Source organism: Corynebacterium sp. HMSC062A03 (assembly GCF_001811145.1).
Taxonomy (GTDB): Bacteria; Actinomycetota; Actinomycetes; order Mycobacteriales; family Mycobacteriaceae; genus Corynebacterium; species Corynebacterium aurimucosum.
The window spans coordinates 183,660-203,257 of record NZ_KV803647.1; the positions used below are offsets into that span (position 1 = coordinate 183,660).

The 19,598-nt window shown below is 60.8% G+C and carries 19 protein-coding genes; 14 read left to right on the forward strand and 5 right to left on the reverse strand.

Annotated features, from left to right (window positions below):
- Positions 1-14: 14 nt before the first annotated feature.
- Positions 15-737, reverse strand: a complete 723-nt coding sequence (gene yaaA, locus HMPREF2781_RS01835) for a peroxide stress protein YaaA (protein ID WP_070643866.1) — start codon at positions 735-737, stop codon at positions 15-17.
- Positions 738-769: 32 nt separating this feature from the next.
- Here yaaA and HMPREF2781_RS01840 point away from each other — a divergent pair, with 32 nt between their 5' ends.
- The gene (locus tag HMPREF2781_RS01840; protein WP_070445637.1) at positions 770-2,539 is read left to right on the forward strand and encodes a proline--tRNA ligase; all 1,770 of its coding nucleotides are present in this window, start codon (positions 770-772) and stop codon (positions 2,537-2,539) included.
- On the opposite strand, the gene HMPREF2781_RS01845 is transcribed toward HMPREF2781_RS01840, so the two are convergent.
- On the reverse strand, positions 2,536-3,375 hold the full coding sequence (locus HMPREF2781_RS01845) for a hypothetical protein (RefSeq protein ID WP_070643869.1): 840 nt from the start codon (positions 3,373-3,375) through the stop codon (positions 2,536-2,538). The genes HMPREF2781_RS01840 and HMPREF2781_RS01845 overlap by 4 nt on opposite strands.
- 37 nt (positions 3,376-3,412) lie before the next feature.
- On the opposite strand from HMPREF2781_RS01845, the gene rimP reads away from it, so the two are divergent.
- The 9 genes from rimP (at position 3,413) to HMPREF2781_RS01885 (ending at position 12,633) form a co-directional block, all read left to right on the forward strand.
- Positions 3,413-3,979 (forward strand): ribosome maturation factor RimP, encoded by a 567-nt coding sequence (gene rimP, locus HMPREF2781_RS01850; protein WP_070445646.1) that lies wholly within the window; start codon positions 3,413-3,415, stop codon positions 3,977-3,979.
- Positions 3,980-3,982: 3 nt separating this feature from the next.
- Positions 3,983-4,999: a transcription termination factor NusA gene (gene nusA, locus HMPREF2781_RS01855; protein ID WP_070445649.1), complete on the forward strand. Its 1,017-nt coding sequence runs from the start codon at positions 3,983-3,985 to the stop codon at positions 4,997-4,999.
- A gap of 120 nt (positions 5,000-5,119) precedes the next feature.
- A complete protein-coding gene (locus HMPREF2781_RS12105; protein ID WP_083276446.1) occupies positions 5,120-5,455 on the forward strand; it encodes a YlxR family protein in 336 nt (111 codons plus the stop codon).
- 109 nt (positions 5,456-5,564) lie between these two features.
- Positions 5,565-8,264: a translation initiation factor IF-2 gene (gene infB, locus HMPREF2781_RS01860; RefSeq protein WP_070643871.1), complete on the forward strand. Its 2,700-nt coding sequence runs from the start codon at positions 5,565-5,567 to the stop codon at positions 8,262-8,264.
- 130 nt (positions 8,265-8,394) lie between these two features.
- Positions 8,395-8,838: a 30S ribosome-binding factor RbfA gene (rbfA, locus tag HMPREF2781_RS01865; protein ID WP_070527081.1), complete on the forward strand. Its 444-nt coding sequence runs from the start codon at positions 8,395-8,397 to the stop codon at positions 8,836-8,838.
- Positions 8,839-9,801 (forward strand): DHH family phosphoesterase, encoded by a 963-nt coding sequence (locus HMPREF2781_RS01870; RefSeq protein WP_070643874.1) that lies wholly within the window; start codon positions 8,839-8,841, stop codon positions 9,799-9,801.
- The gene (locus tag HMPREF2781_RS01875) at positions 9,802-11,100 is read left to right on the forward strand and encodes an MATE family efflux transporter (RefSeq protein ID WP_070643877.1); all 1,299 of its coding nucleotides are present in this window, start codon (positions 9,802-9,804) and stop codon (positions 11,098-11,100) included.
- A 44-nt stretch (positions 11,101-11,144) separates the two neighbouring features.
- Positions 11,145-11,966 (forward strand): metallophosphoesterase family protein, encoded by an 822-nt coding sequence (locus tag HMPREF2781_RS01880; protein ID WP_070643879.1) that lies wholly within the window; start codon positions 11,145-11,147, stop codon positions 11,964-11,966.
- Positions 11,959-12,633, forward strand: coding sequence for a 4'-phosphopantetheinyl transferase family protein (locus HMPREF2781_RS01885; RefSeq protein WP_070643882.1), 675 nt, complete (start codon positions 11,959-11,961; stop codon positions 12,631-12,633). The genes HMPREF2781_RS01880 and HMPREF2781_RS01885 overlap by 8 nt, the downstream gene beginning before the upstream one ends.
- A gap of 9 nt (positions 12,634-12,642) precedes the next feature.
- On the opposite strand, the gene truB is transcribed toward HMPREF2781_RS01885, so the two are convergent.
- Complete coding sequence (truB, locus tag HMPREF2781_RS01890; RefSeq protein ID WP_070445674.1) at positions 12,643-13,536, reverse strand: tRNA pseudouridine(55) synthase TruB; 894 nt, start codon at positions 13,534-13,536, stop codon at positions 12,643-12,645.
- 37 nt (positions 13,537-13,573) lie between these two features.
- Here truB and HMPREF2781_RS01895 point away from each other — a divergent pair, with 37 nt between their 5' ends.
- From HMPREF2781_RS01895 to HMPREF2781_RS01910, 4 genes are all read left to right on the forward strand, one after another.
- The gene (locus HMPREF2781_RS01895) at positions 13,574-14,554 is read left to right on the forward strand and encodes a bifunctional riboflavin kinase/FAD synthetase (RefSeq protein WP_070643885.1); all 981 of its coding nucleotides are present in this window, start codon (positions 13,574-13,576) and stop codon (positions 14,552-14,554) included.
- Positions 14,555-15,472 carry a nucleoside hydrolase gene (locus tag HMPREF2781_RS01900; protein WP_070643887.1) on the forward strand — a complete coding sequence of 306 codons (918 nt, stop codon included), beginning with the start codon at positions 14,555-14,557 and terminating at the stop codon, positions 15,470-15,472.
- A gap of 79 nt (positions 15,473-15,551) precedes the next feature.
- Positions 15,552-15,821: a 30S ribosomal protein S15 gene (gene rpsO, locus HMPREF2781_RS01905; RefSeq protein ID WP_010190317.1), complete on the forward strand. Its 270-nt coding sequence runs from the start codon at positions 15,552-15,554 to the stop codon at positions 15,819-15,821.
- A 140-nt stretch (positions 15,822-15,961) separates the two neighbouring features.
- Positions 15,962-18,232 (forward strand): polyribonucleotide nucleotidyltransferase, encoded by a 2,271-nt coding sequence (locus HMPREF2781_RS01910; protein ID WP_070643891.1) that lies wholly within the window; start codon positions 15,962-15,964, stop codon positions 18,230-18,232.
- 96 nt (positions 18,233-18,328) lie between these two features.
- Here HMPREF2781_RS01910 and HMPREF2781_RS01915 read toward each other — a convergent pair whose 3' ends face one another.
- On the reverse strand, positions 18,329-18,931 hold the full coding sequence (locus HMPREF2781_RS01915; RefSeq protein WP_246821747.1) for an AMIN domain-containing protein: 603 nt from the start codon (positions 18,929-18,931) through the stop codon (positions 18,329-18,331).
- Between the two features lie 67 nt (positions 18,932-18,998).
- Positions 18,999-19,388 carry a VOC family protein gene (locus tag HMPREF2781_RS01920; RefSeq protein ID WP_070445691.1) on the reverse strand — a complete coding sequence of 130 codons (390 nt, stop codon included), beginning with the start codon at positions 19,386-19,388 and terminating at the stop codon, positions 18,999-19,001.
- Positions 19,389-19,598 lie beyond the last annotated feature (210 nt).

The window sequence follows — 19,598 nt, forward strand, 5'->3', positions numbered from 1 at the left end:
GATAAATAGATAAATCAGACCACGAGCACCAGCTCGGTGCCGCGCAGTTCGGTGCTCATGCCCGACTCTTGGGCTACGCGGGCGGCATCCTCGAGAGTGGAGACGCTCTCGCCCTTGAGAGCGAGTACGCGAGCGAGCTCCCCCTTGTAGTGCTTGTTGAAGTGAGAGACCACCTTGCGGGAGCCATCCTCTTGCACTGACTCCACGCGCACGGTGGCGGCGTCCTTGAGCTTGCCCAGCTGCTGATAGGTGCCCGAGCGCATATCGATGAGGAACTCGTCAGCGTCGACAAGCGCGCGTAGCTCATCCGTGATCGCCGTACCCCACTGAGACTTCAGCGTCCGCCCGCCCAGCTTCGTGCCACCGGAAAGACGGTAGTGCGGGATAGAGTCATCGGCGCGCAGCAACCCAAAGAGCGCATCACCCACGGCTAGGTACTTGCGTGCTTCTGGAGGGAGGGTGGGGGCGTCGAGGGCGTCGTAGAGCACGCCGGTGAAACGCTCCAGCGCGGGCATGGTGGGGGAGGAAGCCAACTCGTGGTTGGACTCGGCTTCCCCACGCAACTTCTCAGAGAGCTTGAGCACGTCCAGCGCTTCATCGACGTCGAGGGACGACAACTCTGCAGCAATTTCTCGGCGGATCGGGTTCAGCGCGGGAAAGGAAAGCTCGTCCCAGTTCAGGGCCGCGCCGCTGCCGCCGTGTGCTTTGGTCTCAGAAGGAGGGAGGATGATCAGCATGGCTACATGCTAGCGATGTAGACTGAGCAACCATGATTACACGTCTTTCTGAGCTTTTCCTCCGCACTCTTCGTGAGGATCCGGCTGATGCCGAAGTCCCCAGCCACAAGCTTCTCGTTCGCGCAGGTTATGTGCGCCGTGTCGCGCCGGGTGTGTACACCTGGCTGCCACTGGGGCTGCGTGCCATGCGCAAGATTGAAGACGTTATCCGTCAGGAGATGAACGCCATCGGCGGCCAGGAGATGCTCTTCCCGGCGCTGCTGCCGCGCGAGCCTTATGAGGAGTCGAACCGCTGGACGGAATACGGCGATAATCTGTTCCGTCTGAAGGACCGCAAGGGTGCGGACATGCTGCTGGGCCCGACCCACGAGGAGATGTTCACCACCGCGGTGAAGGATATGTACTCCTCCTACAAGGACTTCCCGGTCACGCTGTACCAGATCCAGACGAAGTACCGCGATGAGGAGCGCCCGCGTGCGGGCGTGCTGCGCGGCCGCGAGTTCACCATGAAGGATTCCTATTCCTTCGACATGACGGATGAGGGGCTCGATGAGTCCTATGCCCGCCACCGCAAGGCCTACCAGAACATCTTTGACCGCCTAGAGATCGATTACGCGATTTGCAAGGCCACTTCTGGTGCGATGGGCGGTTCGGCCTCCGAGGAATTCCTTGCCGTGTCTGAGGTAGGCGAAGATACCTTCGTGCGCGCCACCGAGGGCGATTACGCTGCCAACGTGGAGGCCGTGGTCACTCAGGCTCCGGAGGAAATCCCCTTCGACGGCCTGCCGGAGGCACAGGAGCATGAGACTCCGAAATCCGAGACCATTGAGTCTCTGGTGGAGTGGGCTAAGGGCGCCGGCATTACTGTCGACGGCCGCGAAGTCACCGCCGCGGACACCCTCAAGTGCATGATGATCAAGGTGGCCGCCCCCGCAGCCACGGAAGAAGAGAAGGAATGGGAGCTGGCCGCCGTCCTCATTCCGGGCGACCGCGAGCTGGATGAAAAGCGCCTCGAGGCCTCGCTGGAGCCGGCCGAGTTTGAGCTCGCCGGTGAGGGGGATTTCAAGAAGAACTCCTTCCTGGTCAAGGGCTATGTCGGGCCGCGTGTCCTGAATGCCCACGACGTGAAGATTTATGCTGACCCGCGCGTGGTTTCTGGTACCTCCTGGATTACCGGTGCGGATGCCCCGCAGCGCCACGTCATCGGACTGGTGGCCGGCCGTGACTTCACTGTGGATGAGTTCATCGAGGCCGCCGAGGTCAAGGAAGGGGACCCGGCACCCAATGGTCAGGGCACTCTGACTCTGGAGCGCGGCATTGAGCTTGGCCACATTTTCCAGCTGGGCCGCAAGTACACCGAGGCTTTCGACGTACAGATTCTGGATGAGAACGGCAAGCGCGCCGTGCCGACCATGGGTTCCTACGGCATTGGTGTTACGCGCATGCTCGCCGTGCTGGCAGAGCAGCGCCACGATGAGAAGGGCCTCAACTGGCCGGTGGCCGTGGCCCCGTACCAGGTGCACGTGGCCGTAGCGAACAAGGACGCCGCTGCCCTGGAGGCAGGTCAGAAGCTGGTGGAGGATCTGGATCGCGCAGGCATCGAGGTGCTTTACGACGACCGCCCCAAAGTCTCCCCGGGCGTGAAGTTCAAGGATGCTGAGCTTTTGGGTATGCCGTTCATCGCCATCCTGGGCCGCGCTTTCGCTGATGGCATCATTGAGCTGCGCATCCGCGGCGGCGAGACTCGTGAAGTTCCCGCCGATCAGATCGTGGAGACCCTCACGGAACTCATCCGCGGCTAGGCAGCATGAAAGCGGTGCGATTGCGCCGCAACCGTGATAAGCCAGTGCTGCCACGGGGTTGCCGGTGCCGCCGTGATGGCCGCATTGGTCCACTTCAGCGTGTCGTTATGTGCGACCTCGTCGATGAATGCGCGCGCTGAGTCGGCGTCCTTTGGCAGGCTACCTGCCGGTGAATCGTATGCGGGCGCGGGCTGCGGCACGGGACCGAGCTTTTCCAGTTGCAGCTGAAGTTGCAGGATTCTGTCCTCGTGAATGCGCAGAAGCTCATCGACATGATCTTCTTGGTCGGGGGACACATAGGAGCGCGCGAAATCGAGGGCATAGACCTGCTGATATTCCCATTTTAGGAGCTCGACTCCGAGTTCACGGTCCTGTTCTGTGAGTTCGGGAGCGTCTGCCAGCTCCTCGTTCTTCCACGCGTTAAGCGCAATGGCTTGTGTCAGAACAAGGGCGCGGGATTCTTCAGGAACGTTGCTGATGTTCTCTTCGGAGAATGAGGAGGCGGCGTCAAACACGGCGGAGACGTCCGCGGAATCCTGCGGGGCAACGTCACGGTCGACCGCACAGGAGCGTGGAGTCTCTCCTTCCTCATCGCGTCCGCATAGTCGCTCGATTTCTTCATAGAGCTGCTCAGCTTGCTCTGCGCGCAAGGCAGCGGCATCCGCATCAAGTTCTTCCAAGGCGAGAGCATCCGCACTGGCGGTTTGAGCAAGCGAGGTGAGGGAGGGGTCCGCGTGGGGGCCAAAATAATCCACGATCGCGTCGGTGGCTTGGCAGCCGCCCATCCAGGGGGCAGCGCACACAAGCAGGGTGGGGACAACTACTCGGCGGTTCACGCGATAGACCCTACCCGGGTGACCTAGTCTAGAGCGCATGGCATTCCCAACACCCGCGCAACTAACCGAAATTCTGCAGCCTGTCGCCGCCGCACGCGGCCTCGACATCGAAGACGTGAAGACCACGCGAGCTGGTAAGAAATCTCAGGTCATCATTCGCATCGATGGCGATGAGCGCCCGAGCTCCGATCTCATAGAAGAACTATCGCAGGAGATTTCCGAGCTTTTCGATGCCCAAGAGGAAGCGGGCACCCTCAACTTTGGCGCGGGCTACACCTTGGAGGTGTCGACGCCAGGTGTGGACTTCCCGCTGAGCGCCCCGCGCCATTGGCGCCGCAACCAAGGAAGGCTGGTCGGATATGCGCTTGTCGAGGAACCTGGAACCACTCGCGTCGCGCGCATCGGCGCCCTGTCTGAGGACGAAGAATCCGTGGCGCTTATCACGACGGTGAAGAAGGAGGTGCGTTACCAGATCGAACGATTGGAAAACTTGAGCCGTGCAGTGGTAGAAATTGAATTTGCTCAGCCTTCAGCCATGGAGCTGGAGGCGGCTATGCAGACGTTCGACTTCGCCGAGCAGAACTCGGCAACCCGAGAGGACTAACAAGTGAATATTGACCTAGAGGCACTCCGCACGATTCAGCGCGAGCGCGGCGTCCCTGTGAAGGACCTGCTCGAAGCTATCGCGGGTGCCCTTTTGTATTCCTACCTGGACCACCGTGCAGAATCCGCTGAGACAAAGGCGGAAGGTACGAAGTCGCGCGTAGACATCGACGCCGACAGCGGCGCCGTCACTGTCATCGTGACCGAAAGTGATCCGGAGACCGGAGAGGTCATCAGCGAATACGACGACACCCCGGACAACTTTGGGCGCATCGGCGCGCAGGCGGTCCGCGATGCCATTCTGCGCAAGTTGCGCGAGAACGAGGCTGAGCGAACCTATGATTCCTATTCTGAGCTGACCGGAACGGTAGTGTCGGGCGTCGTCCAGCGCGATATCCACGCCAACAAGCGCGGCGTCGTTGTGGTGCAGTTGGGCACCGAACACGATTCCCAGGATGCTTTCCTGTTGCCTGCTGAGCAGCTGCCAGGGGAGAAGCTCGAGCACGGTGACCGCGTCAAGGCCTATGTCGTGGGCGTGAACCGCAACGGCGCTAAGGTGCAGATCACGCTGTCGCGTACTCACCCCGAGCTGGTTCGCGGTCTCTTTGAGCTGGAGGTCCCGGAGGTTGCCGACGGTGCGGTCGAGATTATCGCCATTGCCCGCGAGGCTGGCCACCGCTCCAAGATCTCCGTTCGCGGCCACGCCAAGGGCCTCAACGCCAAGGGTGCGTGTATCGGCCCGAAGGGTTCTCGTGTCAGCAACGTGATGCGTGAACTCGGTGGTGAGAAGATTGACATCATCGACTTCAACGAAGACCCAGCTGTTTACGTGGGCAATGCTCTCGCCCCGTCGAAGGTCGTGCGCGTAGAAATCCTCGACGAGGAAGCGCAGGTGGCCAAGGTAACCGTGCCGGATTACCAGCTTTCGCTCGCTATCGGCAAGGAAGGCCAGAACGCACGCCTCGCAGCACGCCTGACCGGATGGAAGATTGATATTCACTCCGACGCCGCTCGGGACTAGCTTTCCGAGCAGCCTGCGGTGGAATTAAAGGTTTGGCCTATTTTCGCGTAGACTAGACAACGGCCCACATGCAGGAATGCTGTGGCGTAGCAGCAATAGCGATATGACCTAAGGAGTTGGATGTCTCGAGGACAGCGTCTCCGCACCTGTATCGCTACGCGTCAAAAGCATCCCGACACGGAACTGCTGAGGGTTGTCGCCGATAAGGGTGATCCCACAGGATGCCGTGTTGTTCCGGATCCCGGCCGACGCCTTCCCGGAAGGGGAGCGTGGATAAGGCCTGATCTGGAAGCAGTAGAGCTGGCGGAGCGGACCCGTGCCTTCAGGCGCGCGCTCCGATTGTCCACAGACGTGGACACAGGTCACGTACGTGAGTACCTCGCTGCCACGCAGCAGGTGCAGTCGGCGGGCAACAGCCCGTGCGACCCAGAGTTAAAAAGGAAGACCGAACACTGATGAGCGCACAACCATGAAGCAGCATCAGCGATGAAAGTCCATAGCCATTAACTAGGGGTCAGGCCGTATTCCGCGGCCTTGGCTCCTAGAAAGATTAAAGAGGAGACAAGTGCCCGGAAAGCTACGTGTACACGAGTTGGCAAAGCAGCTCGGCGTAACCAGCAAGGAACTACTCGCCACGCTGAAGGAACAAGGCGAGTTCGTCAAGACCGCATCCTCGACCATCGAACCCCCGGTGATCAAGAAGATGCGCGCTCACTACGAAGCTAAGGGTGGCGAGGACAAGGCAGCGGAGAAGAACGCGCCAGCAGCCACCCCAGCTTCTGCTGCCAAGAAACCGGCAGAAAAGAAGCCTGCCGCCGCGGCAAAGCCAGGCCCGAAGCCAAGCGCTGCCCCCAAGCCGGGCGGTGCACCGAAGCCGGGCGGTGCACCGAAGCCGGGTGCCGCACCGAAGCCGGGTGCCGCACCGAAGCCTGGAGCACAGCGCAAGAACACCGAGAAGGGTGGCGAGCGCGCTGTCACTCCGCGCAGCATGCCGAAGCCTGGTGGCACCCGCCGCGTGGCTAATAACCCGTTCTCCACGGGTAGCTCCAGCGATCGTCCGAGCCCCGGACCTCGCCCAGGCGGCACCAAGGGACAGCGCTCCGCTGGCAAGCCCGGTGATAACCGTGGCGGCAAGGGCGGCGCACGCCCGCAGGGCGATGGCAACCGTAGCGGTGGACGTCGTCCTTCGCCGGCAATGATGCCTTCGCACCCGAACCCGGCCAGCATGCCGTCGAAGGCCGCTGGTAGTGGCGGCGGTGGTCGTGGTCGCGGCGGCCGCGGTGGCGGCCCCGGCCGCGGTGGTCCTGGCCACGGTGGTTTCCGTGGACGCGGCGGTCGTCGCGGTGGCACCGCTGGTGCATTCGGCCGTCCGGGTGGTGCGCCGCGTCGCGGTAAGAAGTCGAAGCGTCAGAAGCGCCATGAGTTTGAAGAGCAGCAGAAGCATGAGGTAGGCGGCGTACGTCTGCCTGACGGCGGCGGTAAGGTCGTGCGCCTGCGTCGCGGTGCTTCCCTGGCTGACTTCGCTGAGAAGATTGGTGCAGATCCTGCAGCATTGGTGCAGGCGCTGTTCAACCTCGGTGAGATGGTGACTGCTACGGCTTCTGTCTCCGAAGACACCCTGCAGCTGCTGGGTTCGGAGATTAATTACGAGGTCCAGGTCGTCTCCCCAGAGGATGAGGACCGCGAACTGCTCGAGTCTTTCGACCTGCAGTTCGGCGAGGACGAGGGTGACGAAGAGGCACTTGAGAAGCGCCCGCCAGTGGTTACTGTGATGGGTCACGTCGACCACGGTAAGACTCGCCTTCTGGACACCATTCGTAAGACCAACGAGGGGGCCGGCGAGGCCGGTGGCATTACCCAGGGCATCGGCGCCTACCAAACTACGGTGGACCTGGAGGATGGTCCTCGCACCATCACCTTCCTGGATACCCCGGGTCACGAGGCCTTCACCGCCATGCGTGCCCGCGGTGCTAAGTCCACCGACTTGGCCATCCTGGTCGTTGCCGCCGATGACGGCGTGATGCCGCAGACCATCGAGGCAATCAACCACGCGAAGGCAGCAGACATCCCTGTGGTTGTCGCAGTCAACAAGATTGATAAGCCGGAGGCTTCCCCGGACAAGATCCGTGGTCAGCTCACTGAATACGGACTGGTTCCGGAAGAGTACGGTGGCGACACGATGTTCGTGGATATCTCCGCGAAGAACAACATCAACATTGATGATCTGCTTGAAGCCGTCATCCTGACAGCGGACGCTGCCTTGGAGCTCACCGCTAACCCGGACATGGATGCACAGGGCTCTGCCATCGAGGCCCACCTCGACCGCGGCCGCGGTCCGGTGGCTACGGTCATCATCCAGCGCGGTACGCTGCGCATTGGTGATTCCATCGTGGTTGGTGATGCACACGGACGTGTGCGCCGCATGCTCGATGAATTCGGTCACGATGTGGAAGAGGCCGGCCCGTCCCGCCCGGTCCAGGTGCAGGGGCTCAATGGTGTGCCAGGCGCCGGCGACAACCTCCTAGTTGTTGAGGATGACCGCGTGGCACGCCAGATTGCTGCACAGCGCGATGCCCGCAAGCGTTCTGCTCTGCAGGCGAAGGCTCGCAAGCGCGTCTCCCTCGAGGACCTGGATGCAGTGCTCAAGGAAACCTCGACGCTCAACCTCATCCTCAAGGGCGACAACGCAGGTTCCGTGGAGGCCCTCGAAGATGCCCTGTTGGACATTGAGATCGACGACGAGGTACAGCTCAACATCATCGACCGTGGTGTGGGTGCGGTGACGCAGACCAACGTCTCCCTGGCTGCGGCTTCGGACGCCATCATCATCGCTTTCAACGTCCGCGCTGAGGGCAAGGCCACCGAGGAAGCCAACGCTGAGGGCGTCGATATCCGCTACTACACGGTGATCTACCGCGCCATCGAAGAGGTTGAGGCAGCTCTGAAGGGCATGCTCAAGCCCATCTACGAGGAGCGAGACACCGGTGCGGCAGAAATCCGCGCGCTGTTCAAGTCCTCCGCCGTTGGCACCATCGCCGGTTGTATGGTCACGGAGGGCAAGGTCAAGCGCAATGGCAAGGTGCGCCTGGTCCGCGACGGAAACGTCATTACCTCCGATGCCAAGATCGAGTCCCTGCGTCACGAGAAGGATGACGCAAACGAGATCAACGCCGGCTACGAGTGCGGTATGGTTCTGTCCTACCCGGATATTCAGGTAGGCGATATCATCCAGGCCTACGAAGAGGTCGAGGTCCCGCGCGACTAAGCGCAGGAAACCTCAGGTAGTGAAGCCCAGCCAGGAAAGATTCTGGCTGGGCTTTCCTCATTTCAGCCGAAAGGTGCAGAATCGGTATCCTAGACTAGTTGCCAGTAACCGTACGTAAAGGAGCTTCACTATGGTTGATCACGCACGCGCCGCACGCATGGCAAAGCGCATTCAGACAATCGTTGCCAGCGCAATTGAGCGCCAAATCAAGGATCGCCGCCTTGAGCTGGTGACAATCACGGATGCCCGGGTCACGGGTGATCTCCACGATGCCACCGTGTTCTACACGGTGCGTGGTACGGATATCGAGACCGAGCCAGATTATGATCAAGCGGCCGAAGCCCTCACCAGGGCCAAGGGGCAATTGCGCAAGATTGTGGGTGATGAGCTCTCCGTTCGCTTTACACCGACGCTGTCTTTTGAGCTTGATACCGTCCCCGAGGCTTCCGCGCACATGGAGGAACTGCTCGCCCGCGCCCGTGCACGCGATGCGGAGTTAGCGAAGCTGAAGGAAGGTGCACAGCCCGCAGGCGACGCGAACCCGTACAAGACCTCGGATGAGGAAGAGGACTAAGTGTCGCGAACCAATTACGAAGCCGCAGTGGATGCGCTGGTGCAAGCCAGCAGCATTTGCATCATCACGCACTTGCGCCCAGACGCCGACGCGGTCGGCTCGGCAGCCGCCCTTACCCTGGCGCTCCGCCAGCGCGGGAAACAAACCCGCACCGTGATTGGCCAACGCCGTGACATTTCAGCCAACCTGTTTTCCATCCCCACGGTGGATGAGATTGAGTTGGTGGATGAGCTTCCACAAGGATATGACCTCTATGTCACTGTGGACTGCGGCTCGATAGATCGGACGGGTTCGGTGGCCCGGGAGATCGAAGACATGGCCGCCGTGGGCCGCGTCCTGTGCATCGACCACCACGCCTCCAACGATGGTTTTGGAGCCATCAATGTGGTGGATCCGGTATGTGAGTCCACCACGGTGGTGCTGCTGGACATTCTGGACAGGCTGTCCATCCAGATCGATCGCGTCATCGCGCATTGCCTGTACGCGGGCCTAGTCACCGATACCGGTAATTTCCGGTGGGGGCGCCCAGCCATGCATGATATCGCTGCGCGCCTGATGCTCTATGGTCTCGACACCAAGCAGATTGCGCTGGAACTCATGGATTCCAGCACGGCCGATGACCTGCAGATGATTGGACGCGTGCTCTCAGGCCTCAGGATTGAGGAAGCAGGGGAGCACCGCCTCGCTGTTCTCTTCGTCCCGCATGAGGAGGTCAGCACCCACGCCGATTCCGCGATTGAATCTTTCGTCGATTATGTCCGGGCCTTGAAAGGCACTGACATCGGAGTGGTCTTCAAGGAACAGGCGCCCGAAATGTGGGCGGTGTCCTTGCGCTCCTCCGCCGTCAACTGTGCGGAAGTGGCCCTCACCTTCGGCGGCGGCGGGCATATTCCAGCCGCAGGTTATACTGCGCACGGAAGGCCCGAAGAGGTTATAGCACAGCTGGTAGGTGCGTTGTCCTAGATGGCTTCCGAGCAACCAGTGAAGGTTTCTGCCGCTGAGGTCTTCCGCCTCGCCGTCCCCGCTCTGGGCGTTCTGGCGGCCATGCCGCTGTATCTATTGCTGGATACCGCGGTCGTAGGCCGTTTAGGGGCGGAGGATCTGGCCTCGCTTGGCGCAGCGGCCACACTCCATTCGGTGGTTACCACCCAATTAACCTTTCTGTCTTATGGCACGACCGCGCGTGCATCACGGCTGTTCGGCGCGGGGAAGCGCGAGGAGGCCGTCGCCGAGGGCGTGCAGGCAACGTGGGTTGCCGTGGGTGTTGGGCTGGTGCTCGCCGTCATCATGTGGCTCTTTGCCGGCGTCTTTGCCACCTGGTTGACAGGTAACCCGGATACTGCGCGAGGGACTGCACAGTGGTTGCGGATTGCCGCCGTCGCTATTCCTTTTACCCTCATCAACATGGCCGGCAACGGCTGGATGCGCGGTGTTCACAACACCCGCAAGCCCCTTTACTTCACCCTTGCAGGTATGGTTCCCGGCGCCATCGCGGTGCCTATTTTCGTGCACTTCTGGGGTCTACCGGGCTCCGCTCTGGCCACGGTGCTGGGCATGGGGATCATCGCGGCGTTCTTCGTGGCGGAGCTGCGCCGCGAGCATACCGGCTCGTGGGAGATTCGCTGGAGCGTGGTTCGTCGGCAGCTCGTGCTGGGGCGTGACCTCATCGTGCGTTCGCTGAGCTTCCAAGTGGCGTTTCTGTCAGCGGCGGCCGTGGCCTCACGTATCGGCACTGCGCAGCTCGCCGCGCATCAAATCATGATGCAGATGTGGAACTTCCTATCCCTCGTTCTGGATTCCCTCGCGATCGCTGCCCAAGCCTTGACCGGCGCGGCATTGGGAGCGGGCTCAGCGCGCTATGCCCGCACGGTAGGAACCAAGGTGACGCTCTACTCGACGTCCTTCTCCCTCGCACTGGCAGCGGTATTGGGCCTTGGCTCCGCCTTTATCCCACGGATATTCACCACGAGCCCGGAGGTCCTAGAGGTCATCTCCGGCCCCTGGTGGGTTATGACTTTCCTCGTCATTATCGGCGGCGTTGTCTTCGCTTTGGACGGCGTCCTTCTGGGTGCTGGGGACGCAGCCTTTCTCCGCACGCTGACCCTCGCGTCAGTGCTTCTCGGCTTCCTGCCCGGGGTCTGGTTGGCCTTTGTTTTCGGCACCGGCCTGACCGGGGTGTGGGGCGGTATTGCCGCATTCATCCTCATCCGCATGGTGGGCGTGGTTGGGCGCTTTTACTCCATGCGGTGGGCACGGGTCTAAGCCTGTGGTACAAGTAGAAGGACTGTTCGTGCGAAGGAGGCGCTATGACCACTCTGTGGGCCGTCTCTGATCTCCATGCAGCGGTACGCGTGAACGGGGACCGCATTGATGAACTTGTCCCGCCGAATCCCAACGATTGGTTGATTGTTGCGGGAGACGTCGCCGAACGCATTGATCTGGTGATTAACACCCTGGCGCGCCTAAAGAACCGCTACGCTACGGTCATTTGGGCACCTGGCAACCATGAGCTTTTTTCTCGGTCACAGGACGTTTACCAGGGACGCTCGAAATACGATCGCCTCGTTGAAGGCTGCCGGGAAATCGGCGTGATTACCCCAGAGGATCCGTTTCCGGTATTCGGAGGCGTCACCGTGGTCCCGCTGTTTACGCTCTACGATTACAGCTTCCGTCCACCAGGCACCACGGTGGAACAGGCGCTTGCGAGTGCGAAGGAGAAGCAGATCGTCATGACCGATGAATTTGCCATCGCCCCCTTCGTCGATGTGCGCGCGTGGTGCTGGGACCGCCTGGCTTATTCGATCAAGCGGCTGTCACGGGTCGAGGGCGAAACGGTTCTTATCAACCACTGGCCGCTGGTACAGGAGCCGACTCTCTACTTGCGTTGGCCCGAAGTGGCCTTGTGGTGCGGCACCCGCCACACGCGCTCCTGGCCGCGGCGCTATAACGCTAAGGCTGTGATCTATGGCCACCTCCACATGCCTAATCGCGCCAACATCGATGGGGTAGACCACATCGAGGTGTCCCTGGGCTATCCGCGTGAGTGGCAGGCGCACGGTGGTCTTCAGCCGTGGCCGTACCCAGTGCTTACCATCGACGAGAAGACAGGGAGGGCCGAGCATGCTTGAACCTTCTCTCTTCCCGGAATCAGCTCGTTTTTGCTATGTGCGCACGGATGAGTCGATGACCAATCTTCTCAATTATCATCATCTCTCCCCGGAAGAGCGCTCCGTGGTCTCCCAAGCCGTGGACGTGCGCAAATCCGAGTTCGGGGATGCGCGCTGGTGCGCCCACCAGGCCTTGAAGGAGCTCAACTACATGGGAGACGAGCCGATTCTGCGCGGCGAGCGCGGCATGCCGCTGTGGCCGGAGGGCTATACCGGATCGATGACGCACACCGAAGGTTTGCGCGCAGCCGTGGCAGCTCCTGCCACGCACGTGCGCTCCATGGGGCTCGACGCCGAACCAGCGGAGCCCCTGCCGGAACACGTGCTGACGATGATCGCTCGGCCGGGGGAGATGCCGCAGTTGGCTCAGTTGCAAGCGGCGGGTATTTCCTGTCCGGACCGCCTGTTGTTCTGCGCCAAGGAGGCCACCTACAAGACGTGGTTCCCCATGACCCGGCGCTGGCTGGATTTTGACCAAGCCGAAATCGATTTACGCCTCGATGGCACTCTGGTGTCCTACCTCTTGGCGCGGCCGACCCCAGTGCCTTTCATCACTGGGCACTGGATCATCCGAGATGGCTATGTCATCGTCGCCACCGCTGTCCCTGCGCTCAACTTTGACCGCTAAATCAGGCAGTTATAGCGTCGAGGGGCGCGCGACGAAAACCGTGGCTAAGCGCTTTCCTTTTTCCTTGATCAAGGCAATCGACCGTCCCTGCGGGTCGACGGCCGCGTACGTGCCTTTCAACCCACGCGGCTCCAGCCACTTACCCATGGCCAAAGCTTGGGCCTCATCATCGGTGACGTCCACAACCGGATAGCTGCGAGCGAGCGCCTCGTCGAGGCTTAAGGACAACTCCGGGGAGTCTTCGAGGGCGTCGAGAGGGAGGGCGTCGTCAAGCGTGAAAGGGCCCACTTCCGTGCGGCGCAGCGCGGTAAGGTGTCCGCCGACGCCGAGGGCCTCGCCCAAATCCCGAGCCAACGAGCGGATATAGGTTCCCGAAGAACACGCCACTGAGACGTCGAGGTCGATGAACTCACCCTCGCGGCGCGTAGCGAGAATATCGAAGCGGCTGACCGTTACTGGCCGAGCCGGAAGCTCGACCTCTTCACCTGACCGCACCCTTTCATGCGCGCGCTTGCCATCCACTTTGATGGCGGAGACCGCTGCTGGGCGCTGCATAATATCGCCGGTCAAGGCAGCAATTTCTCGCGCAATGGCGGAATCCTCCACTGCGGTTGCCGGTTTGCCCCACGTTGCTTCCCCCTCCGCGTCGTCGGTGTGGGTTGCCATGCCAAGACGAATCGTTGCGTCATAGGCCTTGGTGGAGGCCACCATGTGGGCAAGAAACTTGGTGCCGCGCTCGATGCCTACGACGAGCACTCCAGTAGCCATCGGATCAAGCGTGCCTGCGTGCCCCACCTTGCGGGTGCGGAAGAAGCGGCGCAGTTTTCCCACGACGTCGTGCGAGGTCATGCCGGCGGGTTTGTCGACGACCACGAGGCCGGAACGTTCGAGCGGATCAGTCATGCCCTGCAGTCTAGGGCACCGGCCGCAGTGGGATAGCATGGTGCCCGTGGATATTTGGTACGGAATCGATAGCATCCCCACTGACCTTGGCCCGACCTCGGTGACAATTGGTGTCTTCGACGGCCTGCACCGCGGGCACCAACAGCTCGTGAGGAAGGCCGTTGAGCACGCACACAGACATGGACAGCGCGCGGTCATGGTGACCTTCGATCCGCACCCAGTCTCCGTATTCTTGCCGGAGCGCGCTCCTCTCTCCGTGATTACTTTCGAGCGCCGCATGCAGCTGGCGGAAGAAATGGGCATCGAGGCCGTGCTCGTCATCGACTTCACCGAAGAACTCCGGGGCGTCGAGCCGCGCGACTATGTGACGGATCTCCTGGTGGAGCGTTTGCACACAGAGCACGTCGTGGTGGGGGAGAACTTCACCTTTGGCGCGGGCGCGTCCGGCACCGCGGAGGCGCTGGCGGAATTCGGCGCCGAGCTCGGCTTCGACGTTGACATCGTGCCCTTGCTTGACGACGACGGTGAGCGCATCTGCTCCACCAACATCCGCGCCGCTCTTGCCAAGGGCGATATTGCGCGCGCGAATTGGGCGCTGGGGCGTCATTTCACGGTGACTGGGCCCGTTGTGCGTGGTGCAGGACGTGGTGGAAAGGAGCTTGGTTTCCCAACCGCCAACCAGTATTTCCCGGAATCCGTCGCCATTCCAGCCGATGGCGTCTACGCGGGCTGGTTCGTGGTTGAGCCCACCGGCGCCCCTCTGGAAGGTGACATGGAGCCCGGCGTTCCCTATCCCGCAGCCATTTCGGTAGGCACCAACCCTACCTTTGGTGACGAGGAGCGTTCGGTGGAGTCCTTCGTGCTGGACCGCGACGCTGACCTCTACGGCCACGAAGCCACCGTGCATTTCGTCGACCACGTGCGTGACATGGAAAAATTCAACTCCGTGGAGGAACTCCTGACAGCTATGGAACGTGACGTTGCCCGAGTTCGTGAAATTCTTGCCCGCGAGGTTTAAATGAAGATCATCCTCGACCTTGATACCGGAATTGATGACGCCCTTGCGCTCGCCTATGCTTTAGCGCACCCCGATCTCGAGCTGATCGGGGTTACGGGTACCTATGGAAACGTTCCGGTGGCGTTGGGCGTGCGTAACTCGCTGGCGTTGCTCGAGCTTCTCGACGCCGAGGATGTCCCCGTCTTCATCGGTCCGACGCGGCCGGGCTTTAGCGTTGCTCCCATTTCTGCTTTCATCCATGGCCGCAATGGCCTTGGGGAAGTACTTCTGCCTCCGCCGCGCCGCAAGGCATACGAGGACGCAGTGGGCTTTCTTATCCGTTCGGTCCGTGAGCATGGCGAGGATCTGGTTATCGTGCCGACGGGGCCGTCGACAAGCATTGCAGCCGCCATGCGCAAAGACCCGGACTTTGCCCGCAACGCCCGCATCGTGATGATGGGTGGGGCGCTGACCGTACCCGGGAACGTCACTCCTTATGCCGAGGCCAACGTTTTCCAAGATCCCCAAGCCACGGACTATGTATTCCGCCATGCTCAGGACCTCACGATGGTGGGGCTCGATGTCACGCTGCGCGCGTTGCTCACCAGGGAGCACACGAAGCAATGGCGCGGTACACCCACTGGTCGTATCTATGCAGACATCGTGGACTACTACATTCGCGCCTATAAGACGACCTCTCCGCACCTTGGCGGTTGCGGGCTCCACGACCCTTTAGCGGTAGCTGTGGCTGCCGATCCCTCGCTGGTCACCTGCCTCGACCTCAATCTGCGGTGTGAGGATAGTGGCCGCACAATCGGTGACCCGGAGCGTTTGGATAACCCCACCACCCGCGTGGCCGTTGCGGTGGATGACGCGCGCTTTGTTGATGATTTGATGTCGAAGCTCGGTAGCCTCTATACTTCTACTTCGGCTTGCTGACTGCGGTCCACAGTAGTCACGGGCAGCGCCTCATGGCGCAACATTTCATGTGGACTGAAATACAATAGGAGATTTTTTCATGGCTTTGAGCACCGAGAAGAAGGCTGAAATCCTCAAGGAGTACGGCCTGCACGAGACCGATACCGGTTCCCCGGAGGCACAGGTTGCGCTGCTGACTTCCCGCATCAACAACCTGACCGAGCACCTCAAGGATCACAAGCACGATCACCACTCCCGTCGTGGTCTGCTGCTCATGGTTGGTCGCCGTCGTGGCCTGCTGAAGTACCTGGCTGCTAACGACGTTGACCGTTACCGCGACCTGATTTCTCGCCTGGGTCTGCGCCGCTAAGCGCTTAACTTTTGGCCCCCGCACCTTGTGTGCGGGGGTTTTCTGATCTCATCTGCTAAAATTCTTGGGCGTTGTCAGAAAACATCGAAGAAGAGGCGGCACCGAAGATCGCCATGACAGCTCCAAGGAGAGTTATATCCATGAGCGCTAAGAACGCTAAAAAGCAACCGAACAATTCCGTCGAGTTTCTTATCGACGACGATTACGGCATCACCGAGGCCATCGCCACCCTGGACAACGGCGATTTCGGCACTCGCACCATCCGTTTTGAGACGGGCCAGCTGGCTCGCCAGGCCGGTGGCTCCGTGACCACTTACCTGGACGAGGACACCATGCTGCTGTCCACGACCACCGCTTCTAACCAGCCGCGCGAAGGCTTCGACTTCTTCCCGCTGACCGTGGACGTCGAGGAGCGCATGTATGCCGCGGGTAAAATCCCGGGTTCCTTCTTCCGCCGCGAGGGGCGCCCTTCCACCGAAGCTATCCTGGCCTGCCGCCTCATCGACCGCCCGCTGCGCCCAACCTTCGTGAAGGGCTTGCGCAACGAGGTTCAGGTTGTTGTCACGGTCCTCTCCATGGACCCGGAGGAGTACTACGATGTCGTTGCCATCAACGGCGCTTCCGCCTCCACCCAGCTCTCTGGCCTGCCGGTATCCGGCCCGGTGGGCGGCGTGCGCATGGCACTGATTGCTGATGATAAGCACCCGAAGGGCCAGTGGGTGGCCTTCCCGAATAACGAGCAGCACGAGCGTGCCCTCTTCGAGATGGTCGTTGCCGGCCGCATCGTGAAGAAGGGCCGCAAGGACGACGTAGCCATCATGATGGTCGAGGCCGGCGCTGGTGTGAACGTAGCCGAGCGCATCAAGGAAGGCGCACCGGCTCCGCAGGAGTCCACCGTGGCTGAGGGCTTGGAGGCTGCGAAGCCTTTCATCAAGTCCCTGTGTGAAGCGCAGGCAGGTCTGGCGGAGCGTGCAGCTAAGGAGACACAGGAGTTCCCGCTCTTCCCGCCCTACGGTGATGATGTTTACGCGGCCGTCGAAAAGGCAGCCTCCAAGAAGTTGGAGAAGCTCCTCACTATCCCGGGTAAGCAGGACCGCGACGACGCCACTAATGAGTACATGGAGCAGGTCGAGGCTAAGCTCATCGAAGACTTTGATGACCTCGACGAGACCGATGCATCCAAGCAGATCCGCAACGCCTTCAACGCCGTGATGAAGGACATCGTGCGCACCAAGATCCTCACCGAGGGCTTCCGGATCGATGGCCGTGGTGTGACCGATATCCGTGACCTCGGCGTGGAGGTTGATCTGATCCCGCGTGCACACGGCTCCTCTCTCTTCGAGCGTGGCGAGACCCAGATCCTGGGTGTGACCACCCTGGACATGCTGAAGATGGAGCAGCAGATCGATTCTTTGACCCCAGTGGAGTCCAAGCGCTACATGCACCACTACAACTTCCCGCCGTACTCCACCGGCGAGACCGGCCGCGTAGGTTCCCCGAAGCGCCGCGAGATTGGTCACGGTGCGCTGGCTGAGCGCGCGTTGCTGCCGGTGATCCCGTCCCGTGAGGACTACCCCTACGCCATTCGCCAGGTGTCTGAGGCCCTTGGTTCCAACGGTTCTACCTCCATGGGCTCCGTCTGTGCGTCCACCCTGTCCCTCTACAACGCGGGCGTTCCGCTGAAGGCTCCGGTGGCGGGTATCGCCATGGGTTTGGTCTCGGGCGAAGTCAACGGCAAGGAAAAGTTCGTGGCGCTGACCGATATTCTCGGCGCTGAGGATGCCTTCGGCGATATGGACTTCAAGGTTGCCGGTACATCCGAGTTCATCACCGCCCTGCAGCTGGATACCAAGCTGGATGGCATTCCTTCGCACGTGCTTGCCGACGCCCTCGAACAGGCCCGCGACGCCCGTGCCGCCATCCTCGACACGATGTCTGAGGTCATCGAGGGTCCAGACGAGATGTCTGGCCTGGCTCCGCGCATTACCTCGGTGACTATCCCGGTGAACAAGATTGGTGAGCTCATTGGTCCGAAGGGCAAGACTATCAACGCCATTACTGAGGAAACTGGCGCCGATGTCTCCATCGAGGAAGACGGCACTGTGTATATCTCTGCCGCTACCGGTGAAGCAGCTGACGCTGCGATCGACCGCGTGAATAGCATCGCTAACCCGCAGCTGCCGAAGGTGGGTGAGCGTTTCCTTGGCACCGTGGTGAAGACCGTGGCTTTTGGTGCCTTCGTTTCCCTGACTCCGGGTCGTGACGGCCTCGTACACATCTCGAAGCTCGGTGGCGACGAGCGCATTGAGAAGGTCGAGGACGTCGTCAATGTTGGCGATAAGATTCAGGTCGAAATTGCCGACATTGATAATCGCGGCAAAATCTCCCTGGTTCCGGTTGAGGAGGACTAATCCTCGGACTAGCTAGGACCACTAGGACCTCCTAGATCAAGGGCCCTGTAACCCAGAAATTAGCTGGGGACAGGGCCCTTATCGTTTCACCACACGTCAAACCTGGAAGTCGAGAACTAGGCGTTTAGGGTCCTCCAGGAAAGTCACTGAGTACGGTGTCTTCTTCTGTAGTCCAATGATCAATTGGGTTTGTGCCTCGAATGAGGTCGTGTATACGACTTCGCTCACCACACCAGTACCGGGAGTAGTTCCTGGCTTCATATACCTTTCTTCGAGATCGGGTGTGGAAGGCCACGGAGTTCCTTCGACCCCCAGATTGAGAAAAGTGCTTCCCTTTACTTCGACTGGATGACCTGATGCCTGCTGACGAGGATCGTCGGTATAGGCGGTGAACCAGCCGGGCTCACCTTCTCCCTCGAGGTCAACCACCACCCGCGTGAAACCGTCGTGAGCACCTACGCGCACGCCCGTCGGAATGAGGCCGCCCAACCGATCTGGCATGTGGTGTTGGTCATCAATCGCAGCCGTCCCCATACCCGCAAAGGCAGCAACATTGGCATCCTGTTGTGAGAGAGCATTCTGCGTGTCACTGGACGGCGGCTCCGGCCCATCGATAGCAGCGGAGCTAGACGGAATTGCACTGAACTGCGGTGCCGGAGTCGTGTCTGACCCACGCTCCGCGCATGCAGTTAGAGGCATTACGCATAGGGCGCTAACGGCTGCGATGATAGCGACGGAAGAAGGTAAGTGTGACATTCTTTATTCTCTATTTCTTGAGCTGTACCAGTTGGATGAGGTTGCCTACGGTGTCATCGAAGACGGCGATGATGGAGGGGCCGACGTCGGTCGGCACCATAGTGAAATGCACTCCCTTTTCAGTGAGCTCGCTATATTCTCGCTCCACGTCTGCGGATAGGAACTGGGTGACAGGGACACCGTCAGCCTTGAGTGCTGCTGCGTAGTCCTTGGCCGCGGAATGGGCCTTGGGCTCGAGCAGGAGCTCCATATCCCCTTGGCCTTCCGCATTGGTGACCGTGAGCCACCGAAAGTCTCCGTGGGTTACATCGTCCTTGACTCGAAAGCCGAGCGTATTGACATAGAAGTCGTGAGCGAGGGCAACATCATCGACGGGTACTGAGGCAATGTAGATCTGCATTCACTCCATCCTAACCGGCATGACTAAGTCCAGCCGGTCCCAATGGCAACAGTTGGGGCGAGCCTGACTGGGCTTCGGCAGTGCAGTCGTCGTCTGTGACGACGGTGGTTGTGTTCCTGGTTTCTTGGGTTCTTTCCTTTCTGCTGGATTGGTGTCGTCGTTTTATTCGACGGCGGGGTTTAGAAGGGGATGTCGTCGGTGCTGGCATCT